Raw genomic sequence first — 23,028 nt, forward strand, 5'->3', positions numbered from 1 at the left:
GCCGTTGTCGACGTTTCTTTCGGAGGAGAAGCGGGCAGCCGCCCCAGCTGCCCGAAAATCTACGCAAAATACGAGTTATACGATGGCCAAGCTGACGCCCGGCATGAAGCAGGATTGGAAGCATCGCCCCGCCAATGGCGGACGTCCTATGAAACGGATGGTCCGTCTTCTTATGGTGGGTACGCTGTTCCTCATTCTCTTGGGTGTCTTAATTTGGTTCCTGCTTCCCCCGTCGGAGCAGCGCACCTATTTCTTCGCGGCCGACCCTGTCGAATACGACCTGTGGGCCACCATCCCGTTGGTCCACAGCTCGGTTGCTGACACGCTTGCCCAAGATGGAAATCACGATCCACGTTCATTTCACATGGGCAGTGTCGCCCTGGAAGAAACGTTTTCACCAATCAATCAGCTGGCGGCAAAAGCTTCCGGCGGCAGCATACCAGGCCGAAACGATGCCTGCGTGATTTATCTGCAAGCGCACACGCTTCGCTACGATGTCGAGGGAGAGCCGCACGTAGTCGTGGCGACGCCGACGTTTCTCCGCAACTCGTTGGCAAACTGGCAGAGCCGAGGCGTTTTACCGCTGAGTGTCGTACTCGATTGGATTGCGGAAGCCAATTCTCCTCTGAAGCTGGTGTTGCTCGACGCAGGAACAATTGTCTCGGACGGCCGCATCGACTTGATGGACAACAACTTCACTTCCGCGTTGGAAACGGAAATGAAGAATCGCGATGACTCCGAGTTATTTCTGATTACCTCGCACGAAAGTGGCCAGAAGTCGTTATCCCTTTCGCTGCAGCACAACACCATCTTTTCGCAGGCAGTACAAGAGGCATTCAGCGGCAAAGGAATCGTCGATATTTCAGCGGATGGATCACTCAGCCTTGACGAGCTTTACCATCACATCTGCGTGCGAGTAAAGAACCACATCGGCGATGGTGTTATCGCCCAAACCCCGCGACTCTTCCAGGGCGGCCAAGGCATTCTCACCGAGAGCTTTCCTGCGACTTTTGTCTGTCGGTATTTCCAGGAAGAGCCTTCGGAAGAAACAAAAGACGCTTCGCCATCCGATACTGAAGAGAAAAAACCTGCTGCCGCACCGAAGCCTAAAGCGAATTCAGAAAAGAAAGACGACAAACAGAAATCAGCCGAGGAACCCAAAGATCCTCGCTGGGTCACTTTGAATGAAGTGTGGCAACTTCGCGATCAACTGGCTCAACCCCCAGCGGCACGTGGAGAAATGATTTGGAGCCCCGTCGACTTCGCGCCACAGTACTTTCGTCGCTTAGACAACTACCTGATCGGCTATCAGTTTCGCCTTCTCTTTTCCAGCGGCAGCGTGCCGGAAGAGAAACTGGCGATGATGAAATCGTCGCTGGAAACCCTGCAATCGCATATTCGCGATGGTCGCAAAGTCGAGACGATTCCTCCGCTAAGTGATACTCCGGCCGACAACCTCATCGAGTCCTGGAATCAGTTTGTTGACTCCCCTTATCAATTGGCCTGGAGTGCCGATCTGACATCGGCTGGCCAGCGCACACGCGACGCGATTTTAGGTTGGAATTACTGCGTTTATCATGTGCCTCAAGTGACTCAGATGTTCGAGCACACGGGCAGTGATTCGACGCTCGCTGGCTATCAGTCGCTTCTCCAAGACATCCGAGATGTCACCATTGGCATGTTGGAAGTCCCGCCCAGTGGCTCGAACGGTCCCGAATTAGCTAATCTTCCGTTGGCTAATGTCGTCAGCCGAGCTCTTGGGGAACTGGAAGGGATGCGGCGATACGCCAACGCCGACATGACCATCACGCCGCGGAACCCGGAGGCATCGAATCTCAATGCTCAAATGGCTGACGCGTTGCGGCTGATTGGCTATTTGCGTACGTCGCTACCCAAAGCGGCCGATCGTCAGCGAATGGCACAATCGCTGAAGAAGTTTGCTGAGCAACCGATCCCGGACTATACGTTCATCGACAACGCCGATCCATTTCTTCCTCAGCTCTCAACGGCTGCCCTGCCCCATGCATCTCCGGCCAGCATGGACAAGCTGCGCGAGCTTTATCTACAGATTGCCTCGGTAGGCAGCCCGTTACCTACGAGTTCGCAAGATCCGTTCGTTTCTCTGGGTAACACCGTCCCTGCAGAATTTCCAACTGCCTCGGACTACCATGCCCAAGTTCGCTATCAAGTTCGGGTCAGAACATTGGACTGGCGCGACATGACGCAGATTGTCGGCGAGGTGCCTCCGCTACCGTTTCGCTTCCCGGTAAAAGTTAAGACACCCTATCTCGCCGTTCGTTCCGGTTCGCAGCAGCAACAAGTCGAGCTGGATCGGATCGATGGTAAGACAGAATTTCAATTTCAGCTGCTCGCATCAAATTTCCCGCCTGGTCCGGTCAATTTTCAAGTCGAATACGATCGAGATGCCCTCGATATTTCGTTTGAAAACGGAAGCTTCGATTCGTCGACAGGAATGTTGAACTACACCATCGATGCCAGTGGTCCAATAAATATTCAGGGAACCGTTTCCGCCAAACTAGACCGAGAAGCGAATGCGCGAAGGAAAAACCTTAGCGATATTCAAGCTGCCCAGCAGGAAGCGATCCGCCTGACGATTCCTCCGAAATATGTTTCGCCAGATACCGATGCCAGTCCCACGAGTGTGCTAAATGTCTCTCTTCCATGGGCGGAAGTCGTCGAACTTATTGTCCAACAGGTCAACGCTCAACAACCAGGCATCTTCTATGGCCAACGCGTTCAAATCCCGCTGTTCGACAATCGAGAGTCAGAATTCCAACTCGGCATTTTGAATCGCTCGCGGATTAACCGCAAAGTGAATGTCTCGCTGTATCCCGTTGTCCGGCCTGAAACAAGCGTGATGCCGACCGGGCGAATCTTTTCCGATCAGTATCATCGCAAGCCACTTTCCGGTGGTCCTGACAGCCAAGCGGCCGAAATCGCTCCTTGGAAGGTCGCTTCGTATGAACGCCTGAAAGTGAACTTGGGACCAGACTTTCTTCCCACGGCAGTGGCTACGGGAGTTGAAGCGCCTTCCTATGACCAAGTTCCCCCGCCAGCCACCAGGGCACGCGGGCGGATTATCAATGAAGCAGTCGCCCCGGAGCGATGTCAGTGGCTACGTTTTACCGGGCCGACAGGGCCGCCGGCAGCCGATGGCAAACCAGTCGAGCCGAAGAAGATTGCTTCGGTTGATTTGACGAATGGCCTGTTGGTCGTCATCGAAGATCAAGAAAACAAAGACGCCGCCGGAAAGCCTGTGACATGGATGCGTTGGATCGAATGGGTTCCTCGCGATCCTCAGTCTTATCTCGAAGTACAACCTTCCGTTTTACCGGCCGACAAGCTCTCGCGTTTGGAAGTGATCGTTCGGCCAATTACCGGCGAACGTGCGTTGCCGACGGCGACTTGGGACGAACACCGCCTGGCTGGTTATTTAGGCCTTCCTTCCAACTTGGCGAAGGTTCCCATTCGAGTCGAATGGGATTGGAAGTGGGAAAACACTTTCGATGCTTCGGAACTGATTAAACGCCAGTCGTTCGGAACGATCGCCTCTCCTGATGCGACCGCCACACTTGGTGCCATCTTAAATCTCCAAAGCACCAAGCCAGTCAAACGTCCGATCTTGTTAGACATCGCCTCCGGAGAAAAACTGCCGACGCTTCGTCGAGCGTTTCGTGATGTCATGAATCTAAACACAGGGCAGCTCGATGCCGATGCGTCCGCCGGCTTTGAAGCGTTGCGACTCGATTCCTATGTCCCTCATTTTGAAGGCGCCATGCAGCCTCCTGTACCGATCGACGTCATGGCATCGCGTTGGCCGGCTGATCGCTTTCCGATCATCTTGCCCACGGAAAGCCAAACGGTCGACTGGAATCTGGCAGTTTCCACCGATACCAATAGCTTCAATGGAGCCAGCGAAATCAATCCCGACAAGATCCAGCTGGGATTGCTGGAACGTGGGAACGGATTTGAATCGGCTCGGTTGAATTTCACCGAGACGCTTTACTCGAACCGATCGTTCACAGCCGAACTCACCAAAGCTCAAGCAGAAGGCCCGCTGGTGATTACGTCGACCCTGCAAGACATCACCGTGAAAGGACTCAGCGATAAAACATACGAAACGTTCAATGGCGATTTCGTCGTCGAGATTTTCAACGGTCGGAAGATTGTTGATAGCCTGCGAATTCCTGTGGTGATCGACAAGGATGCCCCGGTAATCGATATCGATCCTTCGCCGATGACAGTTCCTGTCAACGGAAGTGCGACCATGACAATTCCGGCGCAGGATAAGGATTCCGGCATCAAGTACCTTGAATATGGCGATCCTGGCCCCGGCGACACGATCGGTGGGAAACCGGCTCGCTTGGAGCCACTTGTCGGAAACATCGTTCCGAATGCCAACGACCCGTTCCATCGTTTCCCACAGTTTCAACTACAGATTCGCCCGACAGATTTGAAATGGGAAGTCGGCACAACGCACAAATTGCGAGTGCTTGCCGTCAACGGAGCTGGATTAAAATCAAAGCCGCTCGATCTGGTTGTTCGAGTTGGCCCCAAGATGGAAGACCCAATGGACAATCCAACGCAGTTGATGGTGATCAAAACGCAGATTGTCTTCGTCAACGGTAAAGCGACGACCGACCGCCAATACAAACCCAAAATCAAAGAACTGCCGATCCAGCCACGACTGGACAACGACGATATCACCTGGGTCTTCGAGAGCGCACTGTTGAAGCCAGACACCAACTACACGCTGCAAACAAGTGGTCGACAGTCGTCCGGAGGGATTAAGTCGACCGAAACCGTCGCGCAGGCAACGCCTGCCAAAGAACGTGCTCCGATCTATCGTTTGCAATTTGACTAGCATTGCTTTCATGCCGCCACTGATGGCGCTGCCAGCGACTTTTCAACCGTGCTAAATCGTTCAGACTGCCAGCGATTTAGCGATCGACGGCAGCCTGGGAGGCTCTGGCAAACTTTTCCTTCTGCGGCAACTTGCCAACTTGCGTCAACTCTTGCGCAAGCATCTCGAATACTGTTTTTGAGGGACAAGGACTCCGATGGTAGTGACTGTGGGGGAGATCCCTTGCGCGTTGATCCCGCGTAAACGGATTGTCCTTCATGCGAGGCTAACATCGAACTTGCGTCTTAATCTAAACAGGAAGTTTCTCATGGTTCGGCCATCCCTGCCTTACGCCCTACTCGCGTGCGTAGCCATGTTTGCCAATGGATGCTCGATTCACTCCGCACCACCAACGGTGACGGTGTGGAACAAGATGGGCATTCCGCAAGCCTTCGATGCTGCCAATGCCAACCTCGTCAATCGACGTGGCAACCATCCCCAATGGGAAAAGACGGCACCGCTGAAGCGAATCGCCGACCCGGCCAACCTACAATCGCCCAACCCGGCCATTAAAGCGGCAGCCGAAATCAAAGCAGAAGAAGATCTCGCACCACAAAAGATCAAAGCTTTGAAGTATCTCGCCACGATCGGATGTGGCTGCTACGACAAAGAAGGCAAAGTCGAAGCCGCGTTGCTTGCCGGCTTGAACGATTGCACCGAAGAAGTTCGCAAGACTGCGGCCGAAACGGTACTTACACTCGTTGGAAATTGCAGCTGCCACGACGGTTGCGGTAACAACTGCTGCACCGAAAAGATCCAAGAGAAACTACAAGACATGGCTTACGGCGAAACGGACGGATGTTGGCACGAGCCTTCCGCCGAAGTCCGAGCGATCGCCATGCAGGCCCTTTCCGCTTGTCCGCCGATCAGCGTCGTCCCCAACGAGCAAGACAATCGTGAAACGGTTCCTACTCCACCGATTCCTGGTCGCGAGACTGCCCCAGGTGCTGGAGAACCGCTGCCACCGATTCCACCACCAGCCCCGATGGATGTTTCGACTCCGAAGCTGCACAAAGCGGAATTCGTTTCGCTGCCGTCGACAAACGAAGCGAAAGCACCTGCGACGAACTTTTACGCTCCTGTGAATCTTGGCTTCGCTGAAAACACGCCAGCTCCAGTTATCTCGCCTTCGGATGTTAAGCCTGCGTCGACTTCGGCTCCGATCGTCATTCACGACAATCAGGCCCCACAAGCTCAAGTAGCTCGCAAGGCTCCGCAAACGAAGCAGCCCCTCAACGTCGAAACGAAGGTCGAGTTCGTTCTCGACAACCAACAACTGGCAGTTATGCACATGCCCAAGACCGCCGAAGTTGGTGTCGGTGAAGTACTTCCGATTCAAATCCACAGCCGACGCGGCAACCACACGATCGACGGAATGGTCCAAGTCATGAAGATCGACGGTAGCCTGGTCCATGTGAGCCCTGTCGACGGATTGGCTCTCAAAGTTCTTCGTCCAGGCAGTGCGATCACCATTGCCCGCTAACGGGTCAAACAGCTGACGAACGAAGCATCTCTCGACGCTACGTCATGCCCAAACGATGACGTAGCGTTTTGCGTTCTTGGGCTTCCAGTGGCGACATGTTGATTTTAGAAGAATCTCGTTCTCTACATCGCGGTTTATTTGGTAACCTCGATTTAGTCGACCTGAGAATTGTTTTACAATCTCCGCCATCTGGAAGATCACGAACTCGGGTCCGCGTGAAATAGGAGCAACGCGAGCACTATGGCCGATTGGCGAGAAGGTTCGAGCAAACCGAAGTCCAAGGGAAAGCCCGCCGGCCCCCCTCAGCCCAGTTCTAAGGCTCCCAAAGATCCCTCCGATTGGCGCAGCCGCAAACGGGGCGAAGCGAACGCAGGGAACAGCCGCTCCGACAAAGCCTATCTACAAGGTGGTAAGACCAAAGGCCCGAAGAACATCGGCATTTTGAATTTGCTGCTGCTCGCCCTGGTAATCCTCGTTGCATCGTTTGTGGCCATCATTGGCTGCCAACCAACGAAAACTCCGATGATGCACCTGACCACGCTGGAACATGAAGATTCGTTGTGGCTGCCCAACGCTTACGCGATGGAAGACCGTAATAACTTCGAGTTCACCATGGAAGACAACGCCAGCAACATCGAGCTGGTCTCCGGACAAGGAATGGCAGCCGGCGCAGGCCAGCAAAAACCTTGGATCGACCTAGACGACAGCGAATTCACTTCGGCCATCAGCCAGTATCTTGAGGTTGCCAATGGTCCCGGCGGACCACGACCTGGGGGGTGGATCTTTTATCTCAGCTGCCATGGCGTAACCAATTTTGATGGTGTTCCTTACCTTGTCGCGAAGAACAGCCGCTCGCTCTCGCCCGGCAAGTCGGATCAAGGCGCCGACTTGGTACCGCTCACGGATATCCTGAAAACCATTGCGGACCATCCCAAGATCCAGAAGTATCCCAAGGCGTTCAAGCTGTTAGTGCTCGACATGGGTCGAGCCGAATCGCAATGGTCCTCCAACCGCCTGTTCAACGATTTCCCGTCTGCATCGCAGATGTTGGCTCAGTCCCTTCCGCAAGATATTCAACTGGGCAACACTTTCCTGCTGCTCTCCAATAGCGATGGGCAAAAGGCTTGGTCCAATCCATATGAAGGAGGCACAAACTTTGGGCTGTTCTTCGGTCGCGGTCTGATGGGCGAGGCCAACGAGATGCCAACATCGGTGGCGGACGATAGTGTCTCGCTGGACGAACTTCACACTTACCTGCAAAAGCATGTCGATCAGTGGGCAGTGCAGAATCGCAATTCGCACCAAGTCCCGATGCTAATCCCAATTGGCAACTCCCCGGCTCCGGCAAGTGTTCTGCTAAGCCGTGTTGGTGACGCCAAGTTCCAAGTCAAACCTAGCGGATCGCCAGGCTCAGACAGTTCCAGCCAGCTGCGTTTGGCAGAGTTATGGGATGCGTTGAAACTGCTCGGAGACCAGGGAGCTTTGAAGATCGCGCCGGCACGATTTAGCTTGCTTCAATACGATTTGACGCGTGCCGAGCAACTTACCGAGTCAGGCGTTGCCTATCAGGCAGAACTCGCCCAAAGCTTGAAAGCGATCAACAAGTCGATCGACGATCTGGCAATGACGCTGGCTCAATACGATACGATCGCTCAAGCGGCGATAATGAACTCGCAGTTGGCTTACTATAAGGACAGCAGCCTCCAGCGGGACGTTTCCGATGCGAAGCCATTCCCCCATAGCAGTTTGGCTGCCTGGCGAGCTACGCATCCGAAACAGATCACCGGCGTTCCCACCATTGCCGAGATCAAAACCCATGAACAGAAGCTGAACGAGGAAGCCAAAGATACGAAGCAGAAGACACAAGACAAACTCAAACCGCTTGTCTGTGCAGATTACTATGCAGCGGCCGAATTCCTTCTGGATGGCTTCACTCCAGAGAACCAGCGTGACTTAACGTTAGAGAATATCAAGCTCCTTCTCGCTTACCTGCAGACCGCCCCTAATTCTCCTGTTACCGGCGAGAACGAAGGAACGCATGTCATCGAAGTCGAAATGCTGGTCATGCTACGCGACTTCTTCCAAACCTTGGAAACCAACTTTGGAATCGAGTCCGATTCGTACGACGCGACCGACTATCGAAATGCGATGGTTGCCGCGTTACAAACTCGGCGGGAACTCGAGAAGATCGCGTTCGTTACCGATCAACGCGTCTTTCCTTGGTTAGAACGTTCGCTGGCCGATGCCGATCAAACGCGTCGCGAAGCGGAAGACCGACTCTACGCGTTGCAGCCGAAGGAATCGCTACAGCTCAACGCTACGTTGAATGATGGAACGCAAAGTCTTCAAGCGATCCAGCAGAAGAAGGATCGTCTCACCACCGCCTACCTGGTCGTCGATAGTGTCCGTGCGTCGGCACCGTTCTTCCTCGATTGGCTGGCGCACCATCCGTACCCTAATGCCGAACGGCAATCGCGTTTAAATCAAGTCACGTCGGCGATTCAGAAAACGAACGAACTGGCCATTTCACTCTCGCCGAGAAAGCTTGAGGGTGAAAACCGTCCCGACTATTCCAAAGCCCCCATGCCCGACGAAACACTCGTCAACGACATCGCCCAAAGCTACAGCGAAGTCGTGCGTTTCCTCAATCGCGAGTCGCAAGACATTTTGGATGCCCAAGGCGGAAAAGATCGCTCCGATTCCGAAACATTGCTGGAAATCTACAACCTGCTTCGTGTGCGTTACGTGGCAAAGCTTAGCCCTTCGATGACCACGTACGATCGCAATTCGCTGCGAGCCAAAATGCAGGCCATTCTAGGACAGTCGCTCGGCACCGTGAATGTACAGCCTGAGTCATCCAGCCCGCTGATTCTGGGGCTTTCCTCGTTTGAAAAAGGCCCCTGGAAATTGGCAATGAACCAGGCCGGCGGTGCTTCCGACTATCAGATCGCCGCACTTTCGACCGAACGAGAAGCTCAAGCCCAGCAATTGCTGAAGAACAGCGGAGCGACAGTTCAATTCGCCGAAAATGTTTTTCAGCAAGCCATGGAGAGTTCGCTGACGCCGACTCGCGAAATCGAAACCTTTCCGAGTGCTCCCAACGCAACCGAGGCCACGGCATTCACCGGGCTAGTGGTCAGCAATCGCACTCGCCTGGAAGTCAATCGCACGACGCCACCTCAGGTCGACTATCGTGTTCAACGAAAAGAACATCTGGCCTGGTGCGCGAACCGAGCCATGGAAGATTTCTGGGGGAACGACTCTCGCAATCCTTACTTCGATCGTTCCGCCCAAAGCTTTCTTGAGCCCTTCAGCAAAGAGTCCGTAAGTGCACCGAGCGATCTGGCCGCTAGTGTCATCAGTCGGCTCAGCCAACTCCGGAAGGATTACATTCGATGGGTGGAAGTCGGTAATCCGCCTGCTTCTATCAGCGATTCCTCGGATGACTTACGGCATACACTCACGGTTCATTTTCCGAAATCGATTCCTTCTGGCATCTCGGCCATCGATGTGCTCGTCAACGAAGGAACCGCCATCGCATATGCTGATGCAACCGGCCAAACCGAGCGTGCTCATCCATTTCAAACGCAGCCGACCGGCCTTTATCAGGCCCAACGTCCCTTCGAGCAGATCATCAAGACGCAGGAAATCTTACGAACGACGACATGTACCGAGCGGATTCGTTTCCGCGGAAACGCCCGACGATTCCCACTTCAAATTTCCGGCACTAAGCGACCCGACAGCATTACTCAAGTTGTCGACATCAATCCTTTCCCGTTCCGGCAACCTAACGTTTCGGTCTCGGGCGAGCTGTCTGGCACGGCCGATGTCATTTTCATTCTCGACTGCTCTGGCTCGATGGCCAAGCTTGTTCCTGGCAATCCCCCGGCGTCACGCATGAGTATTGCCAAAGGGGTTCTCAAGGACATTCTGGGAACGATGGCGAGCCCCAAAGGGCAGTTTCGCGTTTTGACGTATGCGTTTGGAAGTCGTGTCGGCTGGGACGCGGATAATCAACCGATCCAGCGACCTGGGGCTGACGTGCCCGCAGGCATCGTTCCGGCCAACGATGTCATGACGTTGGTCAACGACAACTTGGCTCCACTATTGAATCGCACGCCGCAGCGAAACGAACCAGGCGTCGACGTGGCTCGAATTCAAGATGCAATTGAAGACCTGGAAGCCTACGGCGAAACGCCACTCTACTACTCAATTTCACGCGCGCTACAAAAAGTTGACCCTAGCAAACCGACCCAAATCATCGTGATTACGGATGGAGCGAACGATCAGGCAGACGACCCCAGCAGTCGTCCTTATCGAACAAGCGCGATCAACTTGATTGATGAGCTCGAGAAGCCAAAGTACCGTAATTTACAGCTTCAAGTGGTCGGTTTCGCTTTAGGCGAACAAGCACGCAATTTGCAAACCAATCCCAATTCGCGTCCCAAAGCGAACACGCTTGCCGAGATCGCCTGGTTGGCGAAGGAACGAGGCCGCGGCGGTTTCATTCCAGCCGATCAACAGATTGAGCTGAAACGAAAAATCGAAGACCTGATCAAAACGAAAATCTACTTTTCGGTCCAACGAACGGATGATCCGAAAGAGCCGGTTCCGTACGACTTCGGAGAAATCTGGTATGCCAAGGATCGATTTGACAACCAGCGTCACGACTACATCGTTCGAGAACTTCATACAGATGACACCGCAGAGATTCAATTGCGTGGGGGCGAAAGAGTTCGCCTCGGATACGATGGCAAATTGAAGCAGCTAATCTTCACCGACGATCCAACGGACGAAGCTGCTCAGGCCACCATCTCTGTGCATGATGCTTTGAATTTCGAGGGGGAATACCTCGCGCAGATTCTTAACTTCCAGTCGCCCGACGCCGATACAGGCACGCTTGAAATTCCAATTCGTCTCGAGAACACGAACAACACTTACTTTACCGTTCGCCCTTTTCATATTTGGGCCGAAATCCAACCGAGCGTGACCAACGCGTTCAAACCGAACGAACTGTTCGAGACACGTTACTTCGGCGATCTGCTTTTACGAAATGAAACGCAGTTTCCCGAGTTTCTCATCCGCCTGAACCAGTGGCAGCCGGCTGCCAAATGGGCCAGAGTCAAAGTTTATACGCAGCTTGAAAAGCCAATCAAACCAAGGAAGTCGATCTCGCTCCGCGACTTGCTGGTAAACAACGTGACCAACACCGACGCCGATTTCGAGGCTGGCGACTTCACAGTCGAATCGTCGACCAGCTTGGATCAGTACAAATATCAGATCGTCGTTCGCGTCGAGCCTGGGACGCAGGGCATCCAGCCGCACCATGTTGGCATCTTCCCTGCTCCGCCGCGGATCCAGCGGACGTACACAATTGCTGGCGACGGAAGCAAGGAGATCCTCAGCATCACCCATCGCTTCATGTACGAAAGTAAAAACGATGTCGAGGCGGCCGCCAATCCTCGAGTCGATATCTGGACACGCGAACAGCTGACGACCGGAGCTCCTTCTTTCACGCTCGACGTGCAAATCCCGAAGTGGTAATCCCCGGCTCTGCCACTTCGGAAGTTAGGCAAGCTGCGCAGGACACTTTGCCAAACCCCAAAGCCTGAGAACGTATTCCGCTTCGACACTTTCAGTGCGATGAGGTACGTATCAAGCTGCTGGCGGCACGCCAATATATTGCCGCAAATCATTACAGTTATTCCACTTGCGACCTTTGAATGCTCGTTCCAATGGGTTGCTGCCAGATTTCCAAGATTCTTTCGGAAATCCACGCAACGATGTCCGCGACGCGTCGTAAACCTAGATACATTCAGGGGAAGCGGGGCCAACCTGAGATCAATCACAGGGGTTTCGCGCTAGACACACGAGCCTAAGCCGATTCCATCGTACACCTACATTTCATGACTGAGGGAGAGATTAGTAATGTCTGGTTTCATTCAATTTCCGAACATCCCAGGTGAAAGCAACGATACCGATCACAAGGATTGGATTAACCTCCTGTCCATCAGCGAAAGCATCACGCGTGCCGCTTCGCAGGGTTCGTCCGGTTCGTCGCGACACGTCCAAAGTGCTATCTTCGGCGACATTGTCTGCGTGAAGGAAATGGACAAGTCGACTCCAAAGCTGATCGAATCGGTCGCCGCTGGTACCGTGCACAGCAAAGTCAAAATCGACATGGTCATGTCCCTCGGCGATAAGGGCAAACGCCTTCCGTTCTTCCAGTTCGAGCTGGATAACGTGATCGTTACCTCGTACAGCTTCAGTGCGAATGTCGAAGGGGACGGCGTTGTGCCGACCGAATCGTTCTCGCTGAACGCCGAAATGATCAAGTGGACCTACACCCAGTACGGCAAAGACGGCTCGAACAAGGGCAAAGTCGAAGCCAAGTGGGATGTCGAAGCCGGCAAGAACGGCTAAAACGCTCCGATCGAATGGACGCAGGGGAGCTCTATCCGTCTCCCCTGCGTTTTTGCGTTCAATAACCAGCGAACGCCGAACCAACCGCAACGCACCGGGCATGTTGGTTTTTCGTCAGCCTTTCCATCTTGGACGTTCCACCGACCATGAACAAAGCTCAAGAGAATCGTGCGTACACCCTGGAAGACCAACTGGGGGAAGATTTCTATCTCTTGTCGTTCACCGGCAGCGAAGGAATCTCCAAGCTCTTTAGCTATCAGCTGCACCTCGCATCACGACGCGACGACATGCAGCACAAGCCAGAGGAAATCCTGAACAAGGAGGCCAAGCTTCGTTTCTATGTTGGCGATTCAGATACTCGCTACGTCAAAGGTTACATCAATCGTTTTTCGTCCGACTACCAGCCAGGCGTGCTGGCCGGCTTCCATGCCGAACTTGTCCCGTGGCTTTGGTTTCTCACGCAAACGTCTGACTGCCGAATCTTCGAGGATAAATCGATTCCCGATATCATCGAGGATGTCTTCAATTCCGACCCGATTAAAGACATAGCCAAGTTCGAGCGAAAATTAGAGAACAACTATCCGAAGCTGGAATACTGCGTTCAATATCGCGAAACCGACTTTAATTTCGTCAGTCGCCTGATGGAAGAAGCCGGCATCTTCTATTTCTTCGATTTCTCGGGCGATGGGTCCAATAGCAATAAGCTAATCATGGCCGACAATGCCCAAGCCTACTTCGACTCGATCGAGAAAAACCCGATCCAACGCACCACGTCGGCTGGAACGCACAACGTTGGCCCTGAAATTCTTGACTGGGAACACCGCTACGAATTTGTCGCCGGTAAGTGGACTCATTCCGATCATACTTTCAAAGAACCTTACGAGAACTTTGAAAAGAACTCGGAAACTAAAATCAGCAACAAACTTGCATCCGACTTCAAAAAGTACGAGATGTACGATTACCCCGGCAACTTTGTCGACTCGAAGTCGTCCAGCAACGGCAGCACCCAGTCGACCGATTTATCGAAGGTACGAATCGGCGAAGAGGAGCACCCGTTCGATCGCGTCACCGGCACAAGCGATTGCGTTTCGTTTGCCGCAGGCAGTAAGTTCACGCTCAATTCCAAGCGTGTTCCAGCGGACGACAGCAAGACGTTTGCCATCATTTCCGTGCAGCATTCCGGCAGCAACCCCAACTACGCCACCGGTCCTGCCGCCGGCGGAAAGTACACAAATTCGTTTACATGCGTCCCGGAAAGCTACGTCTTTAATCCTCCGCGAACGACTCCGAAACCAACCGTTGGTGGCATTCAAACGGCGACGGTGATCGGTCCCGAAGGGGAAGAGATCCACACCGACGAGCATGCTCGAATCAAATGTCTGTTTCATTGGGCTCGCCCGGAAAACAGCGACCGAAAAAAACCTAGTACGCAAACATCTTGTTGGATCCGTGTGGCCCAGGCATCGGCCGGCAAAAAGTGGGGGTTCCTTTCGATCCCTCGCGTCGGACAGGAAGTAGTCGTCGACTTTCTCGATGGCAATCCCGACCGGCCGCTGGTCGTCGGTTCGGTTTATAACTCGACTCAGGAAACCGCCTACAAGCTTCCTGACGACATGGCGAAGACCTACTTCAAAACGAACAGCACGCCTGGCGGTGAAGGCTTTAACGAGCTGTTCTTCGATGACAAAGCGGAAAAGGAACGCATCTTTCTGCATGCACAGAAAGATCTCGACGTCCGCGTCTTGAACGATTCGAGAAATCGCACGTTCGGCAATCGATCGCAAATCATTGGTTACGAGGACAAGGAAGGTAAACGTGGCGGTTGGCAGCGTGAGTTGATCTATCAGGACAAAGAGATCAACGTCAAACGCCACCAGATTGAACATATCGAAGGCAATCATCAAATGATGGTTGGCCACGGCGACGAGTCGACAGGTGGCAACATCGCCTTGGTCGTCGAAAAAAGTGTCGGCATCCTGATCGGCTCCGAAGGCCTCGAGATGACCTGTGAAGGAGACTCGAAACAGCACACCGAAGGCGACCACGAACTGCTCGTCGATGGTGATATTATGCAGAAGAGCAAAAACCTGCACTTCACCGTCGACTCAAGTTTCAATACGTCCAGCAACGAGATCAGCACTTCCGCGAGTACTGGTATCGATATTGAGGCTGGAACCACGTTCAACCAAACCGCGGATCAAACCATCAATATCAAGGGTGGTATGAATGTCAACATTCAAGCGGGGGCTAGCCTCTCGTTGAGCGTTGGCGGCAACTTCATCAGTATCAACCCCGGCGGTATTTTCATTCAGGGAACGCTGGTCAACATCAACAGCGGCGGTTCGTCGACCCCCGCTCAAGCCGCTTCCACGACAACTCCGACCGCACCGACAGGTCCGGAGGAAACCGTCACCAAAGCAGCCCCTACCGAACCTGCTATGGCCCACGACGAGAAAACAGGCTTCAAGTCGTTGCCAGAGTAACTTGTACTTTAGGAGTCACCCCATGCCCCCTGCTGCACGAATTACTGACATGCATACCTGCCCTTTGGTCAATCCAGGGCCGGTGCCTCACGTGGGCGGCCCAGTCTGCATGGGAGCTCCCAACGTCATGATTGGCTTCATGCCGGCGGCTCGCGTCGGCGATATGGCCGTCTGCACTGGCCCTCCTGATGTGATCGCCAAAGGGTCCGCCACCGTGATGATTGGTTTTATGCCAGCGGCTCGGCTGGGGGATACTACGGCTCATGGGGGATCGATTGTCGCTGGCTGTCCCCAAGTCATGATCGGCGGATAGACTCGTTACGCATTATCGCGTCTTTCGTGTACACATGTCGAATACTATTTTAAAAGTGCGTAATTCCCGAGAGTTACGCACTTCGTTTTTGCGCGAAACGCGAGTGTAACAATCGCGGCCGCTGTTTTGGCGTTTCCCGCATCTCGAAAATCAGCGAAAATCGACCATCATCCGACGCACACTTTGCAAGATCTCGCGCAAACTTATTCGACGCTTGGACAATACTTCGTTACAATAAGCGCGATGCTGATCGGCAGCGATGTTAAGGGAGTTTGCTACGGTGCAAAAAGAAAAGGCATACCGCAGTGGCATGCCTTCAAACAGAACCGAATCTATTTTCTCAATCTTTTTAGCCGACCAATTCAGGTGGGCATGGCAAACCGAGCGTTCGCCAGGTGCGGATCTCGGAATCGTTCTTGAAGATCACCCAGCGAGAGCCTCGTTCGATTTCCAGCAGAACAGCCGAGATGCCATCCAGGAAACCGTAGTTGCTGTATTGGCCATCGGAATAAAGGTGATTCAGCAGTTCGGCGGGGCTCGCCAGTTCGTTGGTCAGGCGATAGGCCAGGCTCATGAACTCTAACTTGTTCAGTCGGCTTGCCATGCAGATCAACGCATCTTGTCCCCACGTGCTGCGTAAGATTCCGTGGAACGCCATCGCGTCCCGCTTGGGGATCAGCAATTGCGTGCTGGAAATCTGAACGGCACCGGCAGCGATCGCTTCGTTATAGAACGTCGGCTGCTGCTGCGGCTGAAGTCGCGAGAAGTTGACAATCGCGTACAGGAACCGATTCTGTCCGATGAAGTCCGCCACGTCGGTAGGTGGTTTCACTTCATTGCGAGGGCAGAAATAGGTCATCCCCGAAGGCGCCAATCGTGTCTCGTATCGCATCTGTAATCCACGTTCCAGCTCGGAAGCGGAAAGGGATCGCTGCGGTACGTTGTCCATACCGGAAACGCTGGGCGGAGCCGGGGGTGGAGAACTTGGGCCAGGGTCGATGTTTTGAGATGGCATCTGCACCGAACGGCGGCCTGGGTAATCGCTTCCCAGCCCGGCATTGCGGCGGACATCTTTGAACGATTGACTGCTCAGCCGCGGATAGTTCTGCACGGTCTTCGAGTCGTACTGACCGCTGGCAGTCGTGAAGTAGGGATTGTTTTCCGGAGCAATCGATTCGGTCCGATCATAGTCGAACTGGGCCGCTTTGCTGCCAGGGGTCGCTTGCGGATCGGCCAGCATCGGTGGTTCCGGAGCGGCATTGCTACCGGGCAAATCGTTCACCGAAAGGATCTGAAACTGCGTTTTTCCGGCAACGACCACGTCGCCATCATGCAACTGCATCGATGTCCCGACTTTCGCTCCATTAACGAAGGTACCATTGCGGCTTTGCAGGTCCTTCAGGACGATCGAATCCCCATCGAGGGAGATCGAAAAATGGAGCCCGGAAAGATGAGGATCGTCCGGCACAGTCAGGTCGGCTTGCGTAGTTCGACCAACGCGCACGGTTTGCTCCGCGTCGAGCCAAACACGACGGTTACCGGAAGTCACTGAATAAATTTGAAGCGCGAAACGCAAGAGAAAACTCCGTCAGCGAAAAGACCGTTTGCCCGTGGATCTTCTGTTATCGCTTATTTAATTATCTAACAATAGAGATTCGCGTCGCTCGGTTTTCCAAAATATCTGGCGCGATTTGGGAAAATTGCGTGAAATTGGCAGCATTTCGCCCTAACACATCATGATGTGTGGATGAAAAATGCTATCGCGTCACTTCTGGCTGCATGCTGGACACTACCTCGCGCTTGGTTGGCGATTCCCCCTCGGCATCGATAGCCAAGTTTCCGGGCAGGTCGGTCGTGAACCACAAAATGGCACTACGGTCGAGCGACGATGTCAGCAACATGGAACTATCTGGTGAAAAGGCAATCGACGAGATTTCTTTTCGATGCCCCTTCAGCGGAACGAACTGCTGGATGTGCAATTCGCCCTGCTCTGGGACGGCTCCTTCTTCCATGCCAGCTTCCGGACGGACAGGACGATCGACAAACCAGACCGTCAACGAACCGTCGAAGCTGCCGGTCACCAGACGATCGCCATTGGCCGAGAACGCGGCCCCTGTCACGTCGGTGGAGTGGCCGGAGAGAATCTTCGGCTCGGTGGCAGCCAAGTCGGTGACTTGGGCATCGGTCCACAATCGCACGCCCTTATCGGAACTTGTCGCCGCGAAGCGATCTCCCTTTTGCGAAACGGTCAGGCTATGGTATCGGCCAGGGTGCTGAGCAAACGGTTGCCCCAGCGGAGTCCAATCGGTCGCCGAGATCAATTGAAGCTGACCGACACGATGCTCGCCGTTGTCGGCGTCAGGCGTTATCTGACTGGTCGCGACCATCAAGATTGGTTTGCCGTCTTGAGCGGCCCACGCCAACGCATCGATCGACGCACCATCGATCGGCAACGAACGCGTGACCACCTTCTGACCTAAGTCGATGATATCGATCTTCCCGGCCGATCCCCCCACAGCGAGCAAGTCGCCAGAGAGCGCCGCTGCTTCAACGGCCTGGTAGTCGGCATCGAACTGATGCAGCAACGTACCGCTGGCAGCGTCCCACAAGCGAACCAGGCCATCGACATGCGCGGTGACCACTTGTTGATCGTTCTGGTAGAAGTCGCAGAAGACGACGGCCCGAGAAGGGGCCATGCGAGCCAGGCTTTTTTGCTTGGCCAGGTCCCACTCTTCCATGTCGCGATTGCTGAAGCTGACGAGAATATCGTTTGGCTTGCCAGGAATGAAATCGACTTGGGACACTTCGCGAGATCCGGTCCCAGCGGTATCGATCCCTTTTCGCGAGAACGTCAAGATCTCGGTCTTGTTCTGGCCTACTTTCCACTGGCCAATGTCGCGGTCGCCCAGGCTGTGTTGCTGGACGAAGTAAACCGCTTGATTGTCGGCCGAGATCGCCGGGTAAGCGGCAACTCCGGAACAAGTCACCGATCCGATCGGCTTATCAGGTTGGTCCAAGTTGTACAAGCTCAAGTGCCCGGAGATCGCCTGAGGAGCATCGTTTTGGGTGCCCGAGTAATTGGTGAACGCGAGTGCGACATGATTACGATCAGGTGAAACGGTGAAGTGCAAGTAACGCAGGCCACCCGCTTCTTTGGGGAAGTCGTGCACGACTTGGCCAGTTTTGAAATTCACGACCGACAGCCGCGGATTTTCCTGGCCGGGATGATAGCCGAGCAAGATCACATCGTCCGAACGGAATTCCATCTGCAAGACAGGACCAGAGTCAGAACTCCAGATCTCTTTGGCCAGTTCCTTGTCCCCTTTCTGCGGCATCGGGTAGATACGAATGCCGTTGGGACTTCGCACGGCAAGCAACTTACCGCTCGGAGCGACTGCCAGATCGAGCACTTGCTTCGCTTCCACGAGCGTCTCGACATCGAACAGCGATTGGCCGGTTGCCGTAGCGCCTCGCAGGATGGTGGTTTCGTTCTCGTTTTCGTCTCGCTCTACGTCGACGTAAACGAAGTGATCGGTCTGCGGAATGGCGGCGACCTGGTACGACTGCGAGAGTGTTTTTCGCTGCCAAACAATTCGCTGGCTGGCGATATCCCAAACGGCCAGGCCGACATCGGAATCGGCGGAAAGCACATGCTTGCCGTCACCCAGGGGCGTGGAAGCGGAACGCTGAGCGATGTTTTGTCCGGTCCAGTCACCAATGACCAGTTCCACTAAAGGCTTCGCACTGGTCGCTTTGCTGTTCCAGATTTGGGCCCTGCCACTTTGGTCGCCGGTCACGAAACGATTCCCATCGTCCGAGAAGCCGGCCCACAACACGCTGTTAGGCAGATCGACTTCTCGCTGATCCTGGTACGACTGATAGTCCCAGAACCGAGCCGTTTCGTCTTCCGACGCCGACACCAACAACGGTTTGCCAGGATGCAATGCACAGCCGAGCACCGAAGCTTGATGCCCACGCAGGGTCTTGGCTTCGCTGAGTCGACGGGTAGCCGGATTGAACTGAAAAAGCTTGAGCGAACTGTCCGCCAAGGCGACCGAAAGCAAGTTGCGGCCGGCATCAAACTGCATGTCGTTAATTTGAGCCGGCATGGTGAACACGGTTTCGTAGCGGTTCTCGGGCCCGCCCCACAAGTTGAGGCTCCCATCGGCCGACGCAATCGCGACAAGATCGTTGGCAACATATTCGCAGTGCGTTGCACGGTCGCTCAATTGCAGCTCGGCGATTTCTTTATTCCCATCGACGACCGACAAACGCTTGACGCGGTATTCGCCTTGCCATTCTTGCGAGTGAGCATATTGCTGACCGTCGGGCGAAATAGCGAGATCGTAAACGTTGGCCACGTTAATCGTCGGTCGACCGGCGAACGTTGACGCGTTCATTCGATAGCAGCGACCTCCCACAGCCAACAACGCTTCGGGGTTGCTGCCGGGGGTGAACTGAATGGCGCTGACTTCCGGGAACGTCGAAAACTCGTTGAGCCCGTTAAGAGGAATCGGACGAGGTTCGCCTTGCATGTTCCAGACTTGCAGCAGCTTCTGCGTGTTGTCGGTACCGATCCACAACTGTTTGCCGTCGTTGGAAAACTGCAAAGCGGTGATCCGCGCGTCCAGCAGATTCAAATGATTGGGCTGCGTGCCTGGGGCGGTAGCGTTGTCGGTCGGATAGACATCGACGCCGCCATTTTGCGTGCCGATGGCGGTCCATTTACCATCTGGCGAAATAGCAACCGCGCTGCCGATATGCTTCAGCGGAATGTGTGGGATATCGGGATGGCAAAGATACGCCAGGTGCTTCCATTCCCAGCCGCGGAATTCGGTTGGAACGCCTTCCAGTAGATTCAGCGCCGAGGAAATATCGTTCGACTCGACTTTCGATTGTGCCAGACCGACCGAGGCGAACATACCGGCGAACTTAGCGCGATTGCGTTCTCGTTCGACGGTAACGAGGGCGGTTTTCAGACTGTCCCGCTGCTTTTCGAGCTCGCTGTTTTGCTTGCGGATGGTGCTCGCATTCATTTCGAGCGTCGAGTTGGCATTGGTCAGCTCAGAGTTTGCTTTGTCGAGATCGGAGTAGGCAACTTTCAATGCGTCGCGTTCGGTCGCGAGATCCTCGGCAAGATCTTCTGCTTTCTGGCGGGCCTGTTGCGCGTCGTCACGCTGCTTGGTTGCTTCCTGTTCGGCGGCGATGGCGATGTCGGCAGCCTCTTCCGCTTTCTGGTACAAGCCATTGATGATGAATAAGCCGATCCCAGCACCGACGAGTGCGAACAGCAGCGAACCAACCGCCACATAACGGGCCATCTTGGCGTTGCGCGATGTCCGTTCGGCGTTGGCTTTCGCCGCGGTAAGCTCTTGATAGATGGGGGCTTCGTCCGGATCGGCGGGGCTGACCAACTGCAGACCCAAGTCGTAGTCCGCTTTCTTCAGCGCGCACTTGGCGTACTCTTGGCGGGCTTCCTTGATCCCGCGATCGGCGGCGTCGTTCTCGCTCCAAAGCTTCAGCGCGTCCTCGAAGCCGAACATCGCGCGGGAGAACAGCTCGTAGTTTTCGGTTTCCTTCGCCGTCTTGAGTTCCTGCTGGGCCGTGTTGGTCAGCTCGATACTTTGCGCGGTCGATTGATACTTGCGAACTTCTTCCTGTAACAGGGCGACGGAGTTGAATCGCAGCTTGGGGGAAGTCGCCATCGCTTTCAACGCGATGTTCTTCAAGCGGCTGGTCGACTCGGAACGAACGATCACATTCTGAGCCGCCGCGACAAGACACTCCGTAATCGAAGATGCCGCATGGGGTGGAAAGCCGGTGACGATTTCGTACAGCATCGCCCCGAGCAAGTAGATATCGCTACACTTCCCGATGCGGTCGAGCGGCCCCTTCGCCATCTCAGGCGACATATAAGCTGGAGTGCCCCCCATGGTGAACTCTTCTTTGCGGTTTAAGTCGACCGCGAGCCCCCAGTCCATCACCAGCACTTCGCCATACTCGCCGAGCATGACGTTCTCAGGTTTAAGATCGCGATGGATGACGTTCTTCGAATGGGCAAACGCGACGGCGTCGGCCACTTTCATGAAGATCTCGAGGTTCTCCGCTTCGCTTTTGCTGCGGATGACTTTGTGCCATTCGGTACCGGTAACGCACTTCATCGAATAGAAGAGCGTGCCATCTTCGGTTTGGCCCAGTTCGTGAATCGGCACGATGTTCGGGTGATCGAGCACGCCGGTGATGACCGCTTCGCTAAGGAACTTCGCGCGGTCATCGTCTCGCTGGCCGATATCGCGTTTCAACGTCTTTACCGCGACGCGACGACGCAGCGACTTTTGCTTGGCCGCATAGACAACGCCCATCCCCCCTTTGCCCAGTTGGTTGATGATCGCGTAGTCGGAACCTTCTTCCTGATCGGAAAGCACGCGGCGACGCAGATCGACCCCCAACTCTTTCGCTTTGCTGACCGTTGCGGTACGCATTGTCTGCATGGGCGAGCCTTCTCCGGTTCCCCAAAACTTTTTCACCGCGCTGGGCGACAAAGGCTTGGAACCGAAGGTGACCATCAAGTCGTCTTCGCTCTCGGGACCGTTGGCGTCGTGAATGTCGATCGTTTGCTGGTTGTCGTCGGTAACTTGAAACGCCAGCGTCTGTGAGTTCCGGTTGTTGCCGGCCGGAGGCATGTCGTCCAAGTCGAGCGTCTGCATCGAGTCAGGCGAACCACTCGGCGGAAGATCGATCGTTTGATTGGTGTCGACGCCTGAGGGTGGGCCATGATCGAGATCGAGCGTTTGGCTCGGATCGCCTCCCTGGAGCAGCTTGTCCGGTACAACCGTGGCGGACGTGTCGTCTTCGCCAAACTGGATGGTTTGATCGACTTGCTCGTGCTTCGCTCCCATGAACTCGCTGCCGACGTCGGCCGCGTCTGGAAGGTCGATCGTTTGATTGACATCTTCCTGCGGAGTCTCTTCCGAGTCATCCAACTGCAGCGTCTGTCCTGCCGAGGCCTTTTCGGCGGCATTGTCTGAGTCGGCCTTGTCTGAGTCGATATTGTCAGAGGGCTCGATCGCCAGCGCGTCGTCGTCATCCCAATCGTGATCGCCGGCATTCAGCGTGGAAGAATTATCAGCATCGGCAGGCGAGTCACCCCCAGATTGTTGGGCGTCGACCCCTTCCTTGCCCCACTTGGCATCGCAATAGGGACAGAAGCCAGCCGATTGCTGAAAGTCTGGAAGTTCGGCGTGACAGCTCGGGCACTTGAAAGTCGACATGTTGCAAAAATCCCCCGCGAACTCGCGTGCACCACGACTCTCACCCATACCACTACGAGCAATTGGCGACGCGCCTATTCGATCCTAACTCATCCTCACCAGTTGTGGGGAAGTGGATCGCCAAGAACCAA

General features: G+C 54.6%; 8 protein-coding genes. 6 read left to right on the plus strand and 2 right to left on the minus strand.

Annotation, left to right across the window (positions count from 1 at the left end):
* The first annotated feature begins 82 nt into the window (after positions 1–82).
* The 6 genes from LA756_RS13250 (at position 83) to LA756_RS13275 (ending at position 15,626) form a co-directional block, all read left to right on the plus strand.
* Positions 83–4,885 (plus strand): hypothetical protein, encoded by a 4,803-nt coding sequence (locus LA756_RS13250; protein WP_224440354.1) that lies wholly within the window; start codon positions 83–85, stop codon positions 4,883–4,885.
* A 307-nt stretch (positions 4,886–5,192) separates the two neighbouring features.
* Positions 5,193–6,407 (plus strand): hypothetical protein, encoded by a 1,215-nt coding sequence (locus tag LA756_RS13255; protein ID WP_224440355.1) that lies wholly within the window; start codon positions 5,193–5,195, stop codon positions 6,405–6,407.
* Between the two features lie 240 nt (positions 6,408–6,647).
* A complete protein-coding gene (locus LA756_RS13260) occupies positions 6,648–11,951 on the plus strand; it encodes a vWA domain-containing protein (protein ID WP_224440356.1) in 5,304 nt (1,767 codons plus the stop codon).
* Between the two features lie 384 nt (positions 11,952–12,335).
* The gene (locus tag LA756_RS13265) at positions 12,336–12,830 is read left to right on the plus strand and encodes a type VI secretion system tube protein Hcp (RefSeq protein ID WP_224435205.1); all 495 of its coding nucleotides are present in this window, start codon (positions 12,336–12,338) and stop codon (positions 12,828–12,830) included.
* Positions 12,831–12,976: 146 nt separating this feature from the next.
* Complete coding sequence (locus LA756_RS13270) at positions 12,977–15,313, plus strand: type VI secretion system Vgr family protein (RefSeq protein ID WP_224435206.1); 2,337 nt, start codon at positions 12,977–12,979, stop codon at positions 15,311–15,313.
* Between the two features lie 22 nt (positions 15,314–15,335).
* Positions 15,336–15,626 carry a PAAR domain-containing protein gene (locus LA756_RS13275; RefSeq protein WP_224435207.1) on the plus strand — a complete coding sequence of 97 codons (291 nt, stop codon included), beginning with the start codon at positions 15,336–15,338 and terminating at the stop codon, positions 15,624–15,626.
* Positions 15,627–15,975: 349 nt separating this feature from the next.
* Here LA756_RS13275 and LA756_RS13280 read toward each other — a convergent pair whose 3' ends face one another.
* Positions 15,976–17,202, minus strand: a complete 1,227-nt coding sequence (locus LA756_RS13280; RefSeq protein ID WP_224435208.1) for an FHA domain-containing protein — start codon at positions 17,200–17,202, stop codon at positions 15,976–15,978.
* 181 nt (positions 17,203–17,383) lie between these two features.
* A complete protein-coding gene (locus tag LA756_RS13285) occupies positions 17,384–22,897 on the minus strand; it encodes a WD40 repeat domain-containing serine/threonine protein kinase (RefSeq protein WP_224435209.1) in 5,514 nt (1,837 codons plus the stop codon).
* Positions 22,898–23,028 lie beyond the last annotated feature (131 nt).

It is taken from the genome of Bremerella sp. TYQ1 (genome assembly GCF_020150455.1).
In the GTDB taxonomy this organism is placed as follows: domain Bacteria; phylum Planctomycetota; class Planctomycetia; order Pirellulales; family Pirellulaceae; genus Bremerella; species Bremerella volcania_A.

Coding starts and splice junctions, on each gene's coding strand:
- LA756_RS13250 (WP_224440354.1), top strand. CDS start 83: ATGGCCAAGCTGACGCCCGGCATGAAGCAGGATTGGAAGCATCGCCCC.
- LA756_RS13260 (WP_224440356.1), top strand. CDS start 6,648: ATGGCCGATTGGCGAGAAGGTTCGAGCAAACCGAAGTCCAAGGGAAAG.
- LA756_RS13285 (WP_224435209.1), bottom strand. CDS start 22,897: ATGTCGACTTTCAAGTGCCCGAGCTGTCACGCCGAACTTCCAGACTTT.
- LA756_RS13265 (WP_224435205.1), top strand. CDS start 12,336: ATGTCTGGTTTCATTCAATTTCCGAACATCCCAGGTGAAAGCAACGAT.
- LA756_RS13255 (WP_224440355.1), top strand. CDS start 5,193: ATGGTTCGGCCATCCCTGCCTTACGCCCTACTCGCGTGCGTAGCCATG.
- LA756_RS13275 (WP_224435207.1), top strand. CDS start 15,336: ATGCCCCCTGCTGCACGAATTACTGACATGCATACCTGCCCTTTGGTC.
- LA756_RS13270 (WP_224435206.1), top strand. CDS start 12,977: ATGAACAAAGCTCAAGAGAATCGTGCGTACACCCTGGAAGACCAACTG.